This window comes from Azospirillum sp. TSO35-2 (assembly GCF_003116095.1).
Taxonomy (GTDB): Bacteria; Pseudomonadota; Alphaproteobacteria; order Azospirillales; family Azospirillaceae; genus Azospirillum.
In genome coordinates this window covers 2,205,544-2,224,093 of the sequence record NZ_LGRA01000021.1, presented here as the reverse complement: position 1 = coordinate 2,224,093, position 18,550 = coordinate 2,205,544, and the positions used below count along the sequence as shown (strand labels likewise).

Sequence of the window (18,550 nt, the reverse complement as noted above, 5' to 3'; positions counted from 1 at the left end):
CATGGAAGTGCTAGTCGTATTCCTTCCGCTCCTGGCGTTCCTCGTCGCCGGATCGATCGCGCTGTTCGGCGGGCCGAAGGCCGCGCCGGTCGCCGCGGGTCACGGAAGCCACGGTCATGGCCACGACGATCATGGGCACGGACACGCCCAGATCGCCCACGCCCATGACGATCATGCCCACCACATCTCGCATGACGAGCTGGACCACGCGCACGACGACGCCCACGACGACCATCACGTCGTCGCCGGGCCGCCGACCGCCGGCGACCGCGCCGCGCAGTTCGTGACGGCGGGCGCCGTGCTGGTCTCGGCGCTGCTGTCCTGGATCCTGTTCTTCGACGTCGCCGTCGGCGGGCACCCCCGCACGATCGAGTTGATGACCTGGATCCAGAGCGGCACGCTCGACGTGAAGTGGGCTCTGCGCGTCGACCAGCTCACCGCGGTGATGCTGATCGTCGTCAACACCGTCTCGGCCTGCGTCCATGTCTACTCGGTCGGCTACATGGCCGAGGACCCGCAGAAGCCGCGCTTCATGGGCTACCTGTCGCTGTTCACCTTCGCCATGCTGATGCTGGTGACGGCCGACAACCTGGTGCAGCTGTTCTTCGGCTGGGAGGGCGTCGGTCTGGCCTCCTACCTGCTGATCAACTTCTGGTACGAGAAGCCCTCGGCCAACGCCGCCGCCATGAAGGCCTTCCTGGTCAACCGCGTCGGCGACTTCGGTTTCGCGCTCGGCATCTTCGCGATCTTCGTGCTGACCGGCTCGGTCCAGTTCGACGCGATCTTCGCCAAGGCCCCGACGCTGACCGGCCAGTCGCTGCATTTCCTGAGCTGGGACTTCAACGGCCTGACCATCGCCTGCCTGCTGCTGTTCATGGGCGCGATGGGCAAGTCGGCCCAGCTCGGCCTGCACACCTGGCTGCCGGACGCGATGGAGGGCCCGACCCCGGTGTCGGCGCTCATCCACGCCGCCACGATGGTGACCGCCGGCGTGTTCATGGTCTGCCGGCTGTCGCCGGTGTTCGAATACGCGCCGACGGCACTGGAGGTCGTGACCGTGGTCGGCGGCCTGACCGCCTTCGTCGCCGCGACCATCGGCTTCACCCAGTTCGACATCAAGCGGGTCATCGCCTATTCGACGATGTCCCAGCTCGGCTACATGTTCTTCGCCGCCGGCGTCTCCGCCTACGGCGCGGCCATGTTCCACTTGTTCACGCACGCCTTCTTCAAGGCGCTGCTGTTCCTTGGCGCCGGTTCGGTCATCCACGCCCTGCACCATGAGCAGGACATGCGGAAGATGGGCGGCGTCTGGCGCAAGATCCCCTTCACCTACGCGGTGATGTGGATCGGCAACCTGGCGCTCGCCGGTCTGCCCTTCTTCGCCGGCTACTACTCCAAGGACATGATCCTGGAGGCGGCCTTCGCTTCGGGCAGCGGGGTGGGGCGCTTCGCCTTCGCGCTCGGCATCGCCGCGGCGCTGCTGACCGCCTTCTACTCCTGGCGCCTGCTGTTCATGACCTTCCACGGCACGCCGCGGATGGACAAGGAGGTTTACGACCACGCCCATGAATCGCCGGTGGTCATGCTGGTTCCGCTCGGGGTTCTGGCGCTGGGCGCGCTGTTCGCCGGTGTCGGCTTCCACCAGTGGTTCATCGGCGAGGCGCGGGCGGAGTTCTGGGGCCAGGCGCTGCTGGTGCTGCACGGGCACGATCCGGTCGAGGCCGCGCACCACCACACCCCAGGCTGGGTCTCGCTGGCTCCGCTGGTGGTCGGCCTGCTGGGCATCGCGATGGCCTACATCGGCTACGTCCAGATGCCGAGCCTGCCGGGCAAGATCGCCGGCACCTTCCGCGGCGTGCACCAGTTCCTCTACAACAAGTGGTACTTCGACGAGCTGTACGACGCGATGTTCGTCCGCCCTGCCAAGGCCCTGGGCTTCGGCCTGTGGAAGTCGGGCGACGGTGCGGTGATCGATGGCGTGGGGCCGGACGGCATTGCCGCCGTCACCCGCGACGTCGCGGCGCGCGCCAGCCGGCTGCAATCGGGGTACGTCTATCATTACGCCTTCGCCATGGTGATCGGGGTCGTCCTGTTCGTCGCCTGGCTGTCGGTCTTCGGCTGAGCGGTTTCGAGGGGGAACAACAACAATGGCTAGCTGGCCGATCCTGTCGTTCGCGACCTTCCTGCCGCTCGTCGGTGTGGCGCTGATCCTGCTGTTCTGCCGGGGCACCTCGCCGGACGTGCTGCGGAACGTGCGCTTCATCGCGCTGTGGACGACGCTCATCACCTTCGTGCTGACGCTTCTCGTCTGGGTGAATTTCGACCCGCGCAACCCTGGCTACCAGATGGTGGAAAAGGCGGCGTGGATCCCCGATTTCGGCATCAACTACCACATGGGCGTCGACGGCATCTCGGTGCTGTTCGTCGTGCTGTCCGGCTTCCTGATGCCGCTGTGCATCCTGGCGAGCTGGGAGTCGGTGCAGGTCCGGGTGAAGGAGTACATGGTCGCCTTCCTCGCGCTGGAAACCCTAATGATCGGGATGTTCAGCGCGCTGGATTTCGTCCTGTTCTACATGTTCTTCGAAGGCGTCCTGATCCCGATGTTCCTGATCATCGGCGTCTGGGGCGGCCCGCGCCGCGTCTATGCCGCCTTCAAGTTCTTCCTGTACACGCTGCTCGGCTCGGTCCTGATGCTGCTGGCGATCCTGGCCATGTATTACGTGGCCGGCACCACCGACATCCCGACCATCACCGCCACCCAGTTCCCGCGCAACATGCAGCTCTGGCTGTGGCTGGCCTTCTTTGCCTCCTTCGCGGTGAAGGTGCCGATGTGGCCGGTCCACACCTGGCTGCCGGACGCCCACGTCGAGGCGCCGACCGCCGGGTCGGTGATCCTGGCCGGCGTGCTGCTGAAGATGGGCGGGTACGGCTTCCTGCGCTTCAACATCCCGATGCTGCCGGAAGCGACCGAGTATTTCGCGCCGCTGATCTACACCCTGTCGGTCGTCGCCGTGATCTACACCTCGCTGGTCGCTCTCGCCCAGGAGGACATGAAGAAGCTGATCGCCTACTCGTCGGTCGCCCACATGGGCTTCGTCACCATCGGCATGTTCGCGCTGAACCAGCAGGGCATCGAAGGCTCGGTGTTCCAGATGCTGTCGCACGGCGTGGTCTCGGCGGCGCTGTTCCTCTGCGTCGGTGTCGTCTATGACCGGCTGCACACCCGCGAGATCGCCCGTTACGGCGGTCTGGTGAAGAACATGCCGAAATACGCCGTCGTCTTCCTGTTCATGACTATGGCTTCGGTCGGTCTGCCGGGCACCGCCGGCTTCGTCGGCGAGTTCCTGGTGCTGCTGGGCGTCTTCCGCGACAACACCTGGGTCGCCGCCTTGGCCGCCACCGGCATGGTGCTCGGCGCCGCCTACGCGCTGTGGCTGTACCGCCGCGTCGTCTACGGCAAGCTGACCAAGCCGGACGTCAAGGCGATGTTCGACATGACCCCGCGGGAAATCGCGGTGTTCCTGCCGCTGATCGCCGTCGTCCTGTGGATGGGCGTCTACCCGACCAGCTTCCTGAACGTCACCTCGGCGTCGGTCGAGCAGCTGATCCAGACCTACCAGACCAAGCTGGCCGCGTCGCACGCCGCGTCCGGCGTCTCCGTCGCCGCGCGGTAAGGGGTTCTTCGACATGACCGCAGTGTTTCCCGACGTCTGGCCGGCCCTGCCGGAGATCTTCCTCGCATTGTCGGGCGTCGCCCTGCTGATGCTGGGCGTCTTCCGCGGCGACGGCTTCACCCGCCCCGTCTCCTATCTGGCGATCGTCGCCATGCTGCTCGCCGCCGTGCTGGCGATGGGCTATGGCAGCGGGCGGGTCGTCACCTTCAACGGCATGTTCGTGATGGACGCCTTCGGCGTCTTCATGAAGGTGCTGGTGCTGGTTGCCGCCGCCTTCTCGGTCGTCCTCTCGCTCGGCTTCAACGAGCGGGAGCACATGGCCCGCTTCGAGTTCCCGGTGCTGATGCTGTTCGCCACGCTCGGCATGCTGATGATGATTTCGGCCAACGATCTCATCTCGCTGTATGTCGGGCTGGAGACGCAGAGCCTCGCGCTCTACGTCATCGCGGCCTTCCGCCGCGACAGCGAGAAGTCGTCGGAAGCCGGGCTGAAGTACTTCGTCCTCGGCGCGCTGTCGTCCGGCATGCTGCTGTACGGCGCTTCGCTGGTCTACGGCTTCGCCGGCACGACCTCCTTCGACAAGGTGGCGGCGCTGTTCGCCGGCGGCGCGCATGTGTCGACCGGCGTGGTGATCGGCCTGGTCTTTGTGATGGCCGGTCTGGCCTTCAAGGTGTCGGCCGCGCCGTTCCACATGTGGACCCCCGACGTGTACGAGGGCGCGCCGACCCCGGTGACCGCCTTCTTCGCGGCGGCGCCCAAGGTGGCGGCGATCGCGCTGTTCACCCGCGTGGTGATCGAGCCGTTCGGCCATCTCGCCGGCCAGTGGCACCAGGTGCTGGTGGCGACCGCCATCCTGTCGATGGTCATCGGCTCCTTCGCCGCGATCATGCAGACCAACATCAAGCGCCTAATGGCCTACAGCTCGATCGGCCATGTCGGCTACGCGCTGGTCGGCCTGACCACCGGCACCCAGGATGGCGTCCGCGGCGTTCTGATCTACATGGCGCTCTACATCGCCATGAACATCGGCGCCTTCGCCGTCATCCTCAGCATGAAGGCCAAGGGCCAGATGCTGGAGGAGATCAAGGACTTCGCCGGCCTGTCCAAGACCAACCCGATGCTGGCCGCGACCATGGCGATCTTCATGTTCTCCATGGCCGGCATCCCGCCGATGGCGGGTTTCTTCGGCAAGCTGTACGTTTTCCTCGCCGCCGTCGCGGCGCAGGACTACACGCTGGCCGTGGTCGGCGTGCTGACCAGCGTCGTGGGCGCCTTCTATTACCTGCGCATCATCAAGATCATGTATTTCGATGAGCCGGCGGTGGTCGTCGACAAGATCGGCGACGACGGCATGACCGGCGTCCTGGTCGTCACCAGCCTGTTCACCCTGCTGTTCTTCGTCGCTCCGGCGCCGATCCTGAACGGTGCGGCGGCGGCGGCGGCGGCCCTGTTCGCCGGGTGACGGCGCAGCGATGACGGCATCGCTCGAAGCGGAGGCGGCGCGGCTGCGCCTGCCTCCGGGCTTCCAGGTCAAGGCCTTCGACCACGTCGGCAGCACGAACGACGAGGCGAAGGCCTTGGCGCGTTCGGGGGTCGGCGGATTCGGCGCCGAGGGCACCATCGTCTGGGCCCGCCGGCAGGACAGCGGCCGCGGCCGCCGCGGCCGGGCCTGGACCTCGCCCGAGGGCAATCTCTACTGCACCACCATCCTGCGGCCCGGCCGGCCGCCGGCCGAGGCGGCGCAGATCTCCTTCCTGGCGGCGCTCGCCATCGCCGAGACCGCCGAGTCGGTGTTGCCGGACCCCGGCGGGGTGCGCTGCAAATGGCCGAACGACGTCCTGGTCCATGACCGCAAGCTGTCCGGCATCCTGCTCGAGTCGGAGCCGGCGGCGGACGGCACGGTCGCCTGGGTGGTGCTCGGCGTCGGCATCAACCTGCGACATTTCCCCGCGACCACCGAGTACGGCGCCACCGCGCTGATCGCCGAAGGGGCGCCCGCCATGGGACCCGGCGCGCTGCTGGAGGTCTATGCCGGCCACCTCGCCACCTGGTACGGGCGGTGGCGGGAGCATGGGTTCGCGCCGGTGCGCGAGGCCTGGCTCGCCCGTGCCAAGGGGCTGGGCGGCCCAATCCTGGTCCGGCTCGGCGACCGGACGATCCCCGGCACCTTCGCCGATCTGGACAGCGACGGCGTTCTGTTGCTTGATCCAACGGACGGCGGGCCGCGGCAGCGGATCGCCGCCGGCGACGTGTTCTTCTCCGATCCGTCCGCCGCCTGACGCCGACCCACCCGTTTCCACGGATTTCACCATGCTGCTCGCCATCGACGCCGGAAACACGAACGTGGTGTTCGCCATCTACGACGGCGACCGCCAGCGCGGCATCTGGCGCACCGCCAGCGACCCCAAGCGCACCGCCGACGAATACATGGTGTGGCTGATGCAGTTGATGGCGCTGAAGGGGCTGAAGGCGCTGGACATCCACGGCGCCATCATCGCCAGTGTGGTCCCCGGCGCTACCTTCAATTTGAAGCGGCTGTGCAAGGATCATTTCGGCTGCGACCCGATGATCGTCGGTCAGCCCGAAGTCAAGCTGGGCGCCAAGGCGCTGGTCGACCGGCCGGAGGAGGTCGGGGCCGACCGTCTGGTCAACACGGTGGCGGCCGCAGCGACCTACAAGACCCCGCTGATCGTCATCGATTTCGGCACGGCGACCACCTTCGACGTGGTCGATGCCGACGGCAACTACTGTGGCGGCGTGATCGCGCCGGGGCTGAACCTGTCGCTGGAGGCGCTGCAGATGGCGGCGTCCAAGCTGCCGCGCGTCGAGATCCAGCCGCCGGCCGAGGTGATCGGCAAGAACACCATCGCCTGCATGCAATCCGGCATCTTCTGGGGGTATGTCGGCCTGATCGAAGGGCTGGTGGCCCGCATCCGGGCGGAGTACGGCGAACCCATGCGGGTGGTCGCGACGGGAGGGTTGGCTGTTCTTTTCGCGAAGGCTACCCATGTCATCGAACACACCGACAACGAGCTGACGCTCCGCGGTCTCCTCCTGATCCACAAGCGCAACACGGTCCAATGACACGATCCTCCATGACAGCCGCCGGAACTCCCGAAACCCCGGCGGACCCCTTCGTTCCGGAGGATGGCGCGCTGTATTTCCTCCCGCTCGGCGGTTCCGGCGAGATCGGGATGAACCTCAACCTGTACGGCCATCAGGGCAAATGGCTGATGGTCGACCTCGGCATCTCCTTCGCCGACGACACCATGCCGGGCCTGGACGTCATCATGCCCGACCCGACCTTCATCGCGGAGCGGCGCGACGATCTGGTCGGGCTGGTGCTGACCCACGCGCATGAGGACCATCTGGGCGCCGTCCAGTATCTGTGGCCGGAGCTGCGCTGCCCCGTCTATTGCACGCCTTTCACCGCGTCCTTCCTGCGCGCCAAGCTGCACGAGCGCGGCCTGAGCGCGGCGGTGCCGATCGTCGAGATCCCGCTGGGCGGCACGGTCGAGGTCGGTCCGTTCTCCGTCGAATACGTCACCATGACGCACTCGATCCCGGAGCCGAACGCTCTGGCCATCCGCACCGCGGCGGGCACCGTGCTGCACACCGGCGACTGGAAGCTGGATCCGGAGCCGCTGGTCGGCAAGACGGCGGACGAGGAGCGGCTGCGCGCCATCGGCGACGAGGGGGTGCTGGCGCTGGTCGGCGACAGCACCAACGCGCTGGTGCCGGGCTCCGCCGGATCGGAGGCCACGGTGCGCGCGACCCTGATGGAGCTGATGGGGCGCTACCCCGACCGGCGCATCGCCGTCAGCTGCTTCGCCACCAACGTCGCCCGGCTGGAAAGCATCGCGGCGGCGGCGGCGGCCCACGACCGCCATGTGGCGCTGGTCGGCCGCTCGCTGTGGCGGATCAACGAGGCGGCGCGGGCCAACGGCTACCTCGCCGATGTGCCGAAATTCCTGTCGGAGCATGACGCCAGCTACCTGCCGCGCGAGAAGCTGGTGCTGATCTGCACCGGCAGCCAGGGCGAGCCGCGTTCCGCGCTCGCCCGCATCGCCGGCAACGACCACCCGCAGATCACGCTGTCGCGCGGCGACGTGGTGGTCTTCTCGTCCCGCGAGATCCCCGGCAACGAGCGCGCCATCGGCCGCATGCAGAACCAGCTGGTCGCCCAGGGCATCGAGCTGATCACCGCCGACGAGGCGGCGGTCCATGTCTCCGGCCATCCGGCGCGCGACGAGCTGGTGCGCATGTACCAGTGGGTGCGCCCGCGCATCGCCGTGCCGGTGCATGGCGAGCAGCGCCACCAGCAGGCCCACGCCGCCCTGGCGCAGGATTGTCAGGTCGCCGACCGCATCGTGCCGGCCAACGGTGAGCTGATCCGGCTGGACGGGCCGGAGGGCGCGCGGGTGGTGGCGCAGGTGCAGGCCGGCCGGATGGCGCTGGACGGCAAGCGGCTGGTGCCGCTCGACACCGGGATGATGCGGGCGCGCAACCGCATGGTGAACAACGGCGCCGCCGTGGTGACGCTGGTGATGTCGTCCACCGGCGAGATGCTGACCGCGCCGCAGGTGGCGGTGATGGGGCTGATCGACGAGGCGGCCGACCGTGACCTGCTGCTGGACGTGATCGACGCGGTGCGCGAGTCGGTGGCGGCGCTGCCCCGTTCGGCGCGCGGCGACGACGCCCAGGTGAAGGAGGCGGCGCGCATCGCGGTCCGCCGCTGCTTCAATGCGTCTCATGGCAAGAAGCCGGTGACGGAGGTCCATCTGGTCCGTGTATAACCACGGGACAGAGCCCGGGAACGGGCCGGGCCATTCGCACCGAGAGAGGACACGCATGATCGGGAAGTTGAACCACGTCGCCATCGCCGTTCCGGACCTGGCCGCGGCGACGGCGCTGTACCGCGACACGCTGGGGGCCGCCGTCTCCCAACCGGTCGACGTGCCGGCGCACGGCGTGACGGTGGTCTTCGTCACCCTGCCGAACACCAAGATCGAGCTGCTGCACCCGCTCGGGGAGAAGTCGCCGATCGCCCCGTTCCTGGACAAGAACCCGTCGGGCGGCATTCACCACATCTGCTACGAGGTGGAGGACATCCTGGCCGCCCGCGACCGGCTGAAGGCGCAGGGCGCCCGCGTGCTGGGCGACGGGGAGCCGAAGATCGGCGCCCACGACAAGCCGGTTCTGTTCCTGCATCCGAAGGATTTCTGCGGTACGCTGGTGGAACTGGAGCAGGCCTGATCCGGCACCCCCGCCGGACGCCGCCGGAGGTGGTGCGATGGACAATTGGGTAACGGGTGGGTTCGTCTACATCGTCGTGTGGTGGGTGGTGCTGTTCGCGGTGCTGCCCTGGGGCGTGCGGACGCCGGACAACCCGGAGCCCGGCATGGCCTCCAGCGCGCCGGTGGAACCGCGCATCCTGCGCAAGTTCGCCATCACCTCGCTGGTGGCGCTGGTGGTGTGGCTGGTGATCTTCGGCGTCGAGCGTTCCGGCATCATCTCGTTCCACGACATGGCGCGCGACATGCTGTGATCGCGGACCGGCTGGGAATGGAGGGGGTGTTCGGGTGAGCGTGACCTACTGCGCGGCCGCTCCCGGCCATCCCCACCACGGGCCGTACCACGACGGCGAATACGGCTTTCCCAGCGCCGACGACCGCGTGCTGTTCGAGCGGCTGGTGCTGGAGATCAACCAAGCCGGCCTGTCCTGGCTGACCATCCTGAAAAAGCGCGAGGCGTTCCGCGCCGCCTTCGACGGCTTCGACATCGACCGCGTCGCCGCCTATGGCGAGACGGAGCGGGCGCGGCTGCTCGCCGACGCCGGGATCATCCGCAACCGGCTGAAGGTCGACGCCGTCATCGACAACGCACGCCGGATCGTCGCGCTGCGCGACAGCCACGGCTCGTTCGACGGCTGGCTGCGCGCCCATCACCCGCTGACCAAGGCGGAGTGGGTGACGCTGTTCGGCCGCACCTTCCGTTTCACCGGCGGCGAGATCGTCGGGGAATTCCTGATGAGCCTCGGCTATCTGCCGGGTGCGCATCAGGCCGATTGCCCGGTGCAGGCGGTGGTGCTGGCGCAGAGTCCGCCCTGGAAGGCCGCCCTGGACGCCGGCTATCGGGGCTATGAGCCCGCAAAATAGGCAAAACACCGCTCAGAACATCAGCAATCGCCGAAAGCCTGGGCAAAAATGCAAAATCTTTAAGCAGAGACAGCGTCTGCCTGTGTTTTGGGCTTGCCACCGCCGCGGCGCGGGTTCACTCTTTTTGATGTGACGAGGGGGGACAGCGTTCGTCGTTTTCCCTCCTTTCCGACGCCTGGTGGCGATTCCTCCCTAAACTCATATGGCCGCGCTGCTTCGTGCCGCGCGGCCTTTCTTTATCGGCCTTCCGGCCGGGGGCGCCGGGCACGGGGGCCAGGGAAAGGCGCCCCCCTTGATCATCCGTGGCGCGGACAGAAAATTTCCTTCCTTGCTCTAGAAAACGTTAACGGTTTACTTGGTAGCGTTGCTTCGCTTAGCTCCGGTTCGGGTTCCCCGGATCCCGGCTCTTCGAACCACCGCCGGATGGCCATGCCGCCCGGCTTCGTACCGCCTTTTGTCCGGTCATGACCGGGCAAGGCCGTGGGCAGGGAAGGAACGACCGTCGAGGCGCCGATGACCGCGAACGAAAACGAACGGTTCAATCAGTTCGCCGCGGTTCTGACGACCGAACTGTTGGAGCGGACCAAGAAGAGCATGGAGTTGCTGGCGCCGGAGCTGCAGCCATGCTCCCGGCTGCCCTTCATCCAGACCCCGTCCTTCGTCGAGTTCTACAGCGATCTGGTGCGGGTCGGCATCCTGCCGGTCGTGCTCAGCCGCCGGCCGGTGCGCGCCATCGTCGGCGACGTCGACTGGACCCGCGAGGGGCGCGAGTATCTGCTGACCGTGCTCGACGACCGGTCCAACGCCGTCTTCACCGCCTGGGAATACGCCTGGGATTCGCTGTGGGACGAGCGCAAGGTGGGTCAGGACAGCGCCGCCTCGGGATCCGACAAACCGAAGAAGGGTTTTTTCCGCTCGCTGTTCGGGCGCCGGCCGGACAGGACGCCCGGCGGCCGCTCCGGCGACCACGGGGCGGATGGCGGGTCGGACAGCGGGGTGCTGGCCGGTCTGCACATCATGCTGAGCGAGTTGGGCGAGAAGCGCGGCTTCCTGCCGCTGTTCCACGACGACGTCCGCATCCTGAAGGCGCTGCCGCGGGTCAAGCCCGGCCGGGTGGCGCAGGCCTGGAAGGAAATCTCGCAGTATCATCATCAGGAGTTCCACCTGCCGGAACCGGAGCAGGCGAAGCCCGGCGTCACCTCCGAATGCTTGCAGAAGTGGCACTACAACCTGCCCGACCGGATCGGGGAGTTCCTGGTGCTGAAGGCGGCGGTCGACCTGGAGCACGTCAACAAGCCTTTCATCGGCAAATACATCCGCCAGTCGGCGCGCACCCAGGAGGAAGCGGAGAAGGGCATGCCCTATCTGGCGATCTACTGGAAGTCGATGTCGAACCCGGCGCCGGTGGTGGAGCGGCACACACTATGACGGGGATCGGCATGAAGGGGAGCAACGCGCATCGGGCCCGACGGGCAGGCCGGACGGCCGCCTTTCTGGCGTTCGGCATCGCCGCGGCGGGGGTGTGCGCCGGTCCCTCGCGGGCCCAGTCGCAGCCCCCGGTCCAGGGGCCGGTCCGGCTGTCGCCCGATGGCGGGCAGCGGCCGGTGGTCGATCTGTCGCTGTGCCAGACCCTCACCGCGCACCAACCGGCGCCCGACGTCGAATACCGGCCCGGCGTCGACGTGCATGGCCGGCCGGTGGCGCCCGCCGACCTGCCGGGTTCCGCCGGTGCGGCGCCGCCGATCCCGATCGACCTGCCGCTGTCGGTCGATCTCGCCCGGCGCATGGGCTTTCCCATGGCGTCGGCGCCCGGCCTGCCCAACGACGTGACCGCGGTGTGGCTGACCGTGATGGGCAACCGGCTGTACCTGAACGGCCAGCCGATCGAACCGGCGGCGGCGGAGCGGCTCGCCGCCTATTGCCGTAGCCGCTGATCCGGCCGGATCGGCGCCCGCGCGACCGCTGGCGATGAGTGGCATGGTGGACAAGCGCGGGCGACCTTCCTAAAGTCGCTCACCCGTGGTCGCGGCATCCTTGATGGGGTGTCGCGCCGCACGCCTTTTGAACACCTCGCACACGAGAGCAGAGCCATGCGGCTGTCCAGCTTCTTCATGCCGACCCTCAAGGAGACCCCGACCGAGGCGCAGATCGTCTCGCACCGCCTGATGCTGCGGGCCGGGATGATCCGTCAGACCAGCGCCGGCATCTACGCGTGGCTGCCGCTGGGCTATCGGGTGCTGCGCAAGATCGAGCAGATCGTCCGCGAAGAGCAGGACAAGGCCGGCGCGCAGGAACTGCTGATGCCGACCATCCAGTCGGCCGACCTGTGGCGCGAGAGCGGCCGCTACGACGATTACGGCAAGGAGATGCTGCGCATCACCGACCGTCACGACCGCGACATGCTGTTCGGCCCGACGAACGAGGAGATGATCACCGACATCTTCCGCTCCTTCATCAAGAGCTACCGGCAGTTGCCGCTGAACCTCTACCACATCCAGTGGAAGTTCCGTGACGAGATCCGCCCGCGCTTCGGCGTGATGCGCGGGCGCGAGTTTCTGATGAAGGACGCCTACTCCTTCGACATCGACCCGGCCAGCGCGCGGCGTGCCTACCAGAAGATGTTCCTGGCCTACCTGCGCACCTTCGCCCGCATGGGCCTGAAGGCGATCCCGATGCGCGCCGACACCGGCCCGATCGGCGGCGACCTCAGCCACGAGTTCATCATCCTGGCCGACACCGGCGAGAGCGGCGTCTTCTGCCACAAGGACTGGCTGAACCTGGACGTCCTGAAGGACGCGCCGGGCTTCGACGACGACCTGCAGCCCTTCTTCGACCGCACGACGGCGATCTACGCCGCCACCGACGAGAAGCACGACGCCGCCTCCTGCCCGGTTCCGGAGTCGGAGCTGGTGTCGGCCCGCGGCATCGAGGTCGGCCACATCTTCAACTTCGGCACCAAGTATTCCAAGCCGATGAACGCGGTGGTCGCCGGCCCGAACGGCGAGTCGATCCCGGTGGAGATGGGCAGCTACGGCATCGGCGTGTCGCGCCTGATGGGCGCCATCATCGAGGCGAGCCACGACGACAACGGCATCATCTGGCCGGACGCCGTGGCCCCGTTCAACGTTGGCCTGATCAACCTGAAGACCGGCGACGCTGAAACCGACCGCGTCTGCGCCGAGCTGTACGCCAAGCTCGAATCGGCCGGCCTGGACGTCGCCTACGACGACCGCGACGAGCGCCCCGGCGCCAAGTTCGCCGACATGGACCTGATCGGCGTGCCGTGGCAGCTGGTCGTCGGCCCGCGTGGCCTGAAGACCGGCGTCGTCGAGCTGAAGCGCCGCGCCACCGGCGAGAAGGAAGAACTGCCGGTCGAGGCGGCCCTGGCGAAGCTGCTGGGCTGATCCGTTCGCGTCCCTCTCCCGGCGCACGCGCAAATGGTGTTTGCGCAAGCGCCGGGAGAGGGACCGGCTGCCCGTCGGTACAGTGCCCTTTTCCCGCCACGCTCACGTTCTTATCTAGGGCATCGCTTCCGCCCACCCACAGGACCCCCGCATGATCTTCAACGCCTTCGAACGCATGGTCGCGATGCGTTACCTTCGGGCGCGCCGCCAGGAAGGGTTCATCTCGGTCATCGCGGGGTTCTCGCTGCTGGGCATCGCGCTCGGCGTGGCGACGCTCATCATCGTGATGGCGGTGATGAACGGCTTCCGGGCGGAGCTGCTGGGCCGGGTGCTCGGCCTCAACGGCCATCTGAACGTCTACAACGCGCGCGGCGGGCCGCTGCCCGACTTCGACATCCTGACCGGCCGGCTGCGCAACACCCCCGGCGTGACCAACGTCACCCCGACGGTGGAGGGACAGGCGCTGGTGTCGGTGCGCGGCGCCGCCTCCGGCGCCGTGGTGCGCGGGGTGCGGCCGGAGGATTTCCGCGTCCGCCCGACGCTGGCCACCAACGTCATCCGCGGCTCGGCCGAGGATTTCGGCGAGGACCGCATCGCCATCGGCGTGCGCATGGCGCAGCGGCTGGGGCTGTCGGTCGGCGACCAGCTGACGCTGATCGCGCCGCAGGGCAACGTCACCGCCTTCGGCACCGTGCCGCGGATGCGCAGCTACCCGATCGGCGCGATCTTCGACGTCGGCATGTTCGAGTACGACAACAACTTCATCTTCCTGCCGCTGGAGGAGGCGCAAGCCTTCTTCCGCACCGGCGACGCCGTGACCTCGCTGGAGGTCTTCGTCAACGACCCGATGCAGATCGGCGCCGCGCGCGCCGCGGTGCAGTCGGTGGTGGCGGGCGAGGGGCGGGTGGTCGACTGGCAGCAGTCCAACGCCAGCTTCTTCACCGCGCTGCAGGTCGAGCGCAACGTGATGTTCCTGATCCTGTCGCTGATCATCATGGTGGCGGCCTTCAACATCATCTCCAGCCTGATCATGCTGGTGAAGGACAAGGGCCGCGACATCGCCATCCTGCGCACCATGGGGGCGACGCGCGGCATGATCATGCGCATCTTCTTCCTGTCCGGCGCCAGCGTCGGGGTGACCGGCACGGTGCTGGGGGTGGCGCTGGGCGTGTCCTTCGCGCTGAACATCGAGAGCATCCGGCAGGTGATCCAGGGGCTGACCGGCACCAACCTGTTCAACGCCGAGATCTATTTCCTGTCGCACCTGCCGGCCCGGATCGACTGGAGCGAGGTGACGCAGGTGACGCTGATGGCGCTCGGCCTGTCCTTCGCCGCGACCATCTACCCGTCCTGGCGCGCCGCCCGGCTCGATCCGGTGGAGGCCCTGCGCTATGAGTGAGCCCAATCGAAACGACATGCTGGAACTGACGGGCATCGTCCGCCGCTTCGAACAGGCGGGCGAAACGCTGGAGGTGCTGCGCGGGGCCGACCTGCGGGTCGGTGCCGGCGAGCTGGTGGCGCTGGTCGGCCCGTCGGGGGCGGGCAAATCGACGCTGCTGCACATCGCCGGCCTGCTGGAACGGCCGACCTCGGGCACCGTGCGGATCGCCGGGACCGACGTGTCGAACCTGGACGACGGCAAGCGGACCGAGGTGCGGCGCCGCTCCATCGGCTTCGTCTACCAGTTCCACCACCTGCTGCCGGAGTTTTCGGCGCGGGAGAACATCGTCCTGCCGCAGATGATCGCTGGCGTGTCGAAGTCCATCGCCCGGCAGCGCGCCGACGAGCTGCTGCGCATGGTCGGGCTGGAGGCGCGTGCCACCCACCGTCCGGCCCGCCTGTCGGGCGGCGAGCAGCAGCGCGTCGCCATCGCCCGCGCACTGGCCAACGCGCCGTCGCTGCTGATCGCCGACGAGCCGACCGGCAACCTCGATCCCCACACGGCGGAGCATGTCTTCGCCATGCTGTCGGCCATCGTCCGGCAGGCGCGGGTCGGCGCGCTGGTGGCGACGCACAATCTCGACCTCGCCCGCCGGATGGACCGCGTGCTGGAGATGCGTGACGGGCTGCTGGTGGAATATTCGCCGAGCGAGCTGACCCCGGTCGGCGAACCGGCGAGCCTGCAGGGCGAGTCGCAAACCGAGACGTCCCAAACCGCGACGTCATAGGGCGAAAGGCTGGGAATCGGCGCTGTTGCCAACGGCCGATGGCGCCACCACTCTTCTCCGCGACCGCTGCGCGAAAAGACAAACGGGGGGCCCGACGGATGGACCAGCGCATCATCGACCTGTACGACGAATACACCCACGCGCCGCTGCCGCGCCGGGTGTTCCTGGAACGGCTGGCGGTGCTGGCGGGCAGCGCCACCGCCATCCCGGCGATCCTGGCCGCCATCGAGCCGAACTACGCCCGTGCCGCCGTGGTCGCGGCGGACGACAGCCGGCTTGCGGCGGAAAAGGTGTCTTTCCAGGGCGCCACCGGCGACATTGCTGGCTATCTCGCCCGGCCGAAGCTGGCCGACAAGGCGCCGGCGGTGATCGTCATCCACGAGAATCGCGGCCTGAACGCCTATGTCGAGGACGTCACCCGGCGGCTGGCGACCGAGGGCTTCGTCGCGCTCGCCCCCGACCTGCTGTCGCCGCTGGGCGGCACGCCGTCGGACGCCGACAAGGCGCGCGACATGTTCGGGCAGCTCGACGCCGACAAGACGGTCAACAATCTGGTCGCGGCGATGAGCTACCTGATGGCCTACCGCTATTCCTCGGCCAAGGTCGGGGCGATCGGTTTCTGCTGGGGCGGCGGCATGGTCAACCGGCTGGCGATCAAGGCGCCCGACCTCAAGGCCGGCGTCGCCTTCTACGGCCCGACGCCCGATCCGGCGCTGGTTGCCACGGTCAAGGCGCCGCTGATGCTGCATTACGCCGGACTGGACGACCGGGTGAACGCCGGCATCCCCGCCTATGACGAGGCGCTGAAGAAGGCCGGGGTGGAGCACCAGATCCTGGTCTATCCCGGCGTCAACCACGCCTTCCACAACGACACCTCGGCCGAGCGCTACAACAAGGAGGCCGCCGACCTCGCCTGGACGCGCAGCGTGCAGTTCCTGAAGCAGAAGCTGGCGTAAGCTTAAACCATCCCCAGCACCGTCGCGGTGTCGGTGACCGTCGCGTATTCGCCCTCCAGGTTGGCGAGCGACAGGTCGTGGACCTCCTCGGCGGTGCGGTGGCGGCCGGCATGGTCGCGGCGGGCGAAGGTGAAGCAGGCGTCGGCGACCAGCCGCGCGTCGTAGCCGAGATTCCCGGCCGTCCGCACCGTCGCCTCGACGCTGTTGTTGGTGATGACGCCGGCGATCACCAGCGTGCCGATGCCGCGGCCGCGCAGCCAGCCGTCCAGGTCGGTGCCAATGAAGGCGCTGTTCACCGTCTTGGCCACCACCCGTTCGCCCGGCAGCGGCATCGCCTCCGGCTTGAAGGCGTGGCCGGGGCCGCCGGGACGGTAGGCCGAGTCCGGCTCGGTCGAATCGTGGCGGATGTGGACCACCGGCCGCCCGGTCCGCCGCCACGCCGCCAGCAGGGCGGCGACGTTGGCCTCGGCCTGCGGGTTGTTGCGCGGGCCGACGCGGCTCCAGCGCGGGTCGTCGATCGCCATTTGCAGGTCGACGATCAGCAGTGCGGCATCGGCGGGCAGGATGGGAGGCAGGGTTTCCATCCCGTCGATCCTGCCGCTGCGTCCGCCGCGTGACAAGTCCGCCGGAATCTGGCTCTAATCCGGCGCTTCACCCGTTCCCGACGGTCCCCCGTCACCATCCCGCGTCCGGAGGCGCTGTGCTCGCATCCCCTCTTTCGCTGCTCGCCGTCGCCGTCGGCGGTGCGACCGGTTCGGTCGTGCGCTACCTGATGCTGATGCTGATCGGCCAGTGGGTGGGCACACGCTTTCCCTTCGGCACCATCGTCGTCAACGCGCTGGGCTGCACGGTCATGGGCGTGCTGTCGGAACTGGCGGTGTTGACCTGGACGCCCTCGCCGGAGATGCGGGCGCTGTTGATGGTGGGCGTGCTGGGTGGCTTCACCACCTTCTCGTCCTTCACGCTGGACATCGGTGTCCTGGTCGGCCGGGACGAGATGGCGGCGGCGCTGGGCTATTGCCTCGCCTCGGTCCTGTTGAGCGTGATCGGTTTCTTTGCCGGCCTGTGGGTCGTGCGTTCTCTTGTTTCGGTGTCCATCTGATGACTGAGTCTCCCAAGCCCGCCGGCAATCCCGCTGCCAAGCCCGACGCCCAAACCGGCGAAAAATCCGGCGAAAAATCCGGCGACAGCAAGGTCGAAACCCGCACCGTCACCGCCGACGAGGCCGACATGCGGCTCGACCGCTGGTTCAAGCGGCACTACCCCGATGTGAACCACAGCTATCTGCAGAAGCTGCTGCGCACCGGGCAGGTCCGTGTCGACGGCAAGCGGGCGGAGACCTCCGACCGGCTGGCGAAGGGGCAGGCGATCCGCATCCCGCCGCTGGCCGCCTGGGCCGCTCCGGCCAAGACTCCCGGCCATGTCGGCGCCAAGCCGAAGCCGGTGTCGGACAAGCAGGCGGCCGAGCTGCAGGCGATGGTGCTCTACCGTGACGCCGACGTCATCGCCATCAACAAGCCGGCCGGGCTGGCGGTGCAGGGCGGCACGGGCACGACCAAGCATCTGGACGCCATGCTGGACGCCCTGCGCTTCGACGGGACGGAGCGGCCGAAGCTGGTCCACCGGCTGGACAAGGACACCTCGGGCGTGCTGCTGCTCGCCCGCACCACCTTCGCCGCCAGCAAGCTGACCGAGATGTTCCGCGGCAGCGCCGTGCGCAAGATCTATTGGGCCGCCACCGTCGGCGTGCCCAAGCCCTACCAGGGTAAGATCGATCTGGCGCTGGCCAAGGAAGGCGGCCCGCACGGCGAGCGGGTGGCCGAGAACAAGGAAGAGGGCAAGCGCGCCGTCACCGTCTATTCGGTGCTGGAGAACGCCGGCAAGGAAACCGCCTTCGTCGCCATGTGGCCGCTGACCGGCCGCACCCACCAGCTGCGCGTCCACATGGCGGCCATCGGCACGCCGATCCTGGGCGACGGCAAATACGCCGGGCAGGACGCCTTCCTGGCCGGGGCGGAGGTGGCGAAGAAGCTGCACCTGCACGCCCGCCGGCTGATCCTGCCGCACCCGCGCGGCGGCAAGACCATCGACGTGACCGCCCCGCTGCCCGACCACATGCTCGCGACCTGGAAGTATCTCGGCTTCAGCGCCAACCTGCGCGGCGACCCGTTCGAGGATCTGGAGTGACAT

Annotated in this window: 18 protein-coding genes; 17 read left to right on the top strand and 1 reads right to left on the bottom strand. The window is 68.0% G+C overall.

Going from position 1 to position 18,550, the window contains the following annotated elements; translation table 11 throughout:
* Position 1 precedes the first annotated feature (1 nt).
* From nuoL to TSO352_RS26035, 15 genes are all read left to right on the top strand, one after another.
* Positions 2–2,122, top strand: a complete 2,121-nt coding sequence (gene nuoL / locus TSO352_RS26105; protein ID WP_109110028.1) for an NADH-quinone oxidoreductase subunit L — start codon at positions 2–4, stop codon at positions 2,120–2,122.
* Positions 2,123–2,147: 25 nt separating this feature from the next.
* Entirely contained in the window at positions 2,148–3,674 is a 1,527-nt protein-coding gene (locus tag TSO352_RS26100) for an NADH-quinone oxidoreductase subunit M (protein ID WP_109110027.1), read from the top strand.
* Positions 3,675–3,687: 13 nt separating this feature from the next.
* Positions 3,688–5,136: an NADH-quinone oxidoreductase subunit NuoN gene (nuoN, locus tag TSO352_RS26095; RefSeq protein ID WP_109110026.1), complete on the top strand. Its 1,449-nt coding sequence runs from the start codon at positions 3,688–3,690 to the stop codon at positions 5,134–5,136.
* Positions 5,137–5,146: 10 nt separating this feature from the next.
* The gene (locus TSO352_RS26090; protein ID WP_109110025.1) at positions 5,147–5,953 is read left to right on the top strand and encodes a biotin--[acetyl-CoA-carboxylase] ligase; all 807 of its coding nucleotides are present in this window, start codon (positions 5,147–5,149) and stop codon (positions 5,951–5,953) included.
* Positions 5,954–5,984: 31 nt separating this feature from the next.
* Positions 5,985–6,758: a type III pantothenate kinase gene (locus tag TSO352_RS26085; protein WP_109110024.1), complete on the top strand. Its 774-nt coding sequence runs from the start codon at positions 5,985–5,987 to the stop codon at positions 6,756–6,758.
* 11 nt (positions 6,759–6,769) lie between these two features.
* Entirely contained in the window at positions 6,770–8,470 is a 1,701-nt protein-coding gene (locus TSO352_RS26080; protein WP_199231726.1) for a ribonuclease J, read from the top strand.
* 55 nt (positions 8,471–8,525) lie between these two features.
* Positions 8,526–8,930 (top strand): methylmalonyl-CoA epimerase, encoded by a 405-nt coding sequence (gene mce / locus TSO352_RS26075; RefSeq protein ID WP_109110022.1) that lies wholly within the window; start codon positions 8,526–8,528, stop codon positions 8,928–8,930.
* 37 nt (positions 8,931–8,967) lie between these two features.
* Positions 8,968–9,222 carry a DUF1467 family protein gene (locus TSO352_RS26070; RefSeq protein WP_109110021.1) on the top strand — a complete coding sequence of 85 codons (255 nt, stop codon included), beginning with the start codon at positions 8,968–8,970 and terminating at the stop codon, positions 9,220–9,222.
* 34 nt (positions 9,223–9,256) lie between these two features.
* The gene (locus TSO352_RS26065) at positions 9,257–9,832 is read left to right on the top strand and encodes a DNA-3-methyladenine glycosylase I (RefSeq protein ID WP_109110020.1); all 576 of its coding nucleotides are present in this window, start codon (positions 9,257–9,259) and stop codon (positions 9,830–9,832) included.
* Between the two features lie 513 nt (positions 9,833–10,345).
* Positions 10,346–11,260 carry a hypothetical protein gene (locus TSO352_RS26060; protein ID WP_109110019.1) on the top strand — a complete coding sequence of 305 codons (915 nt, stop codon included), beginning with the start codon at positions 10,346–10,348 and terminating at the stop codon, positions 11,258–11,260.
* Between the two features lie 11 nt (positions 11,261–11,271).
* Positions 11,272–11,766: a hypothetical protein gene (locus tag TSO352_RS26055; RefSeq protein ID WP_247872442.1), complete on the top strand. Its 495-nt coding sequence runs from the start codon at positions 11,272–11,274 to the stop codon at positions 11,764–11,766.
* A 156-nt stretch (positions 11,767–11,922) separates the two neighbouring features.
* Positions 11,923–13,236: a proline--tRNA ligase gene (proS, locus tag TSO352_RS26050; protein ID WP_109110018.1), complete on the top strand. Its 1,314-nt coding sequence runs from the start codon at positions 11,923–11,925 to the stop codon at positions 13,234–13,236.
* Between the two features lie 151 nt (positions 13,237–13,387).
* On the top strand, positions 13,388–14,635 hold the full coding sequence (locus tag TSO352_RS26045) for a lipoprotein-releasing ABC transporter permease subunit (protein ID WP_109110017.1): 1,248 nt from the start codon (positions 13,388–13,390) through the stop codon (positions 14,633–14,635).
* A 16-nt stretch (positions 14,636–14,651) separates the two neighbouring features.
* The gene (locus TSO352_RS26040; protein ID WP_247872441.1) at positions 14,652–15,404 is read left to right on the top strand and encodes an ABC transporter ATP-binding protein; all 753 of its coding nucleotides are present in this window, start codon (positions 14,652–14,654) and stop codon (positions 15,402–15,404) included.
* A gap of 98 nt (positions 15,405–15,502) precedes the next feature.
* A complete protein-coding gene (locus TSO352_RS26035; RefSeq protein ID WP_109110016.1) occupies positions 15,503–16,360 on the top strand; it encodes a dienelactone hydrolase family protein in 858 nt (285 codons plus the stop codon).
* A 2-nt stretch (positions 16,361–16,362) separates the two neighbouring features.
* On the opposite strand, the gene TSO352_RS26030 is transcribed toward TSO352_RS26035, so the two are convergent.
* Positions 16,363–16,944: a cysteine hydrolase family protein gene (locus TSO352_RS26030; RefSeq protein ID WP_199231725.1), complete on the bottom strand. Its 582-nt coding sequence runs from the start codon at positions 16,942–16,944 to the stop codon at positions 16,363–16,365.
* Between the two features lie 116 nt (positions 16,945–17,060).
* Between TSO352_RS26030 and crcB the strand changes: the two genes are divergently transcribed.
* Together crcB and TSO352_RS26020 are read left to right on the top strand one after the other, a co-directional pair.
* On the top strand, positions 17,061–17,462 hold the full coding sequence (gene crcB / locus TSO352_RS26025; protein WP_109110015.1) for a fluoride efflux transporter CrcB: 402 nt from the start codon (positions 17,061–17,063) through the stop codon (positions 17,460–17,462).
* Positions 17,462–18,547, top strand: a complete 1,086-nt coding sequence (locus TSO352_RS26020) for an RluA family pseudouridine synthase (protein ID WP_109110014.1) — start codon at positions 17,462–17,464, stop codon at positions 18,545–18,547. Before crcB ends, TSO352_RS26020 begins: the two co-directional genes overlap by 1 nt.
* Positions 18,548–18,550: the final 3 nt, after the last annotated feature.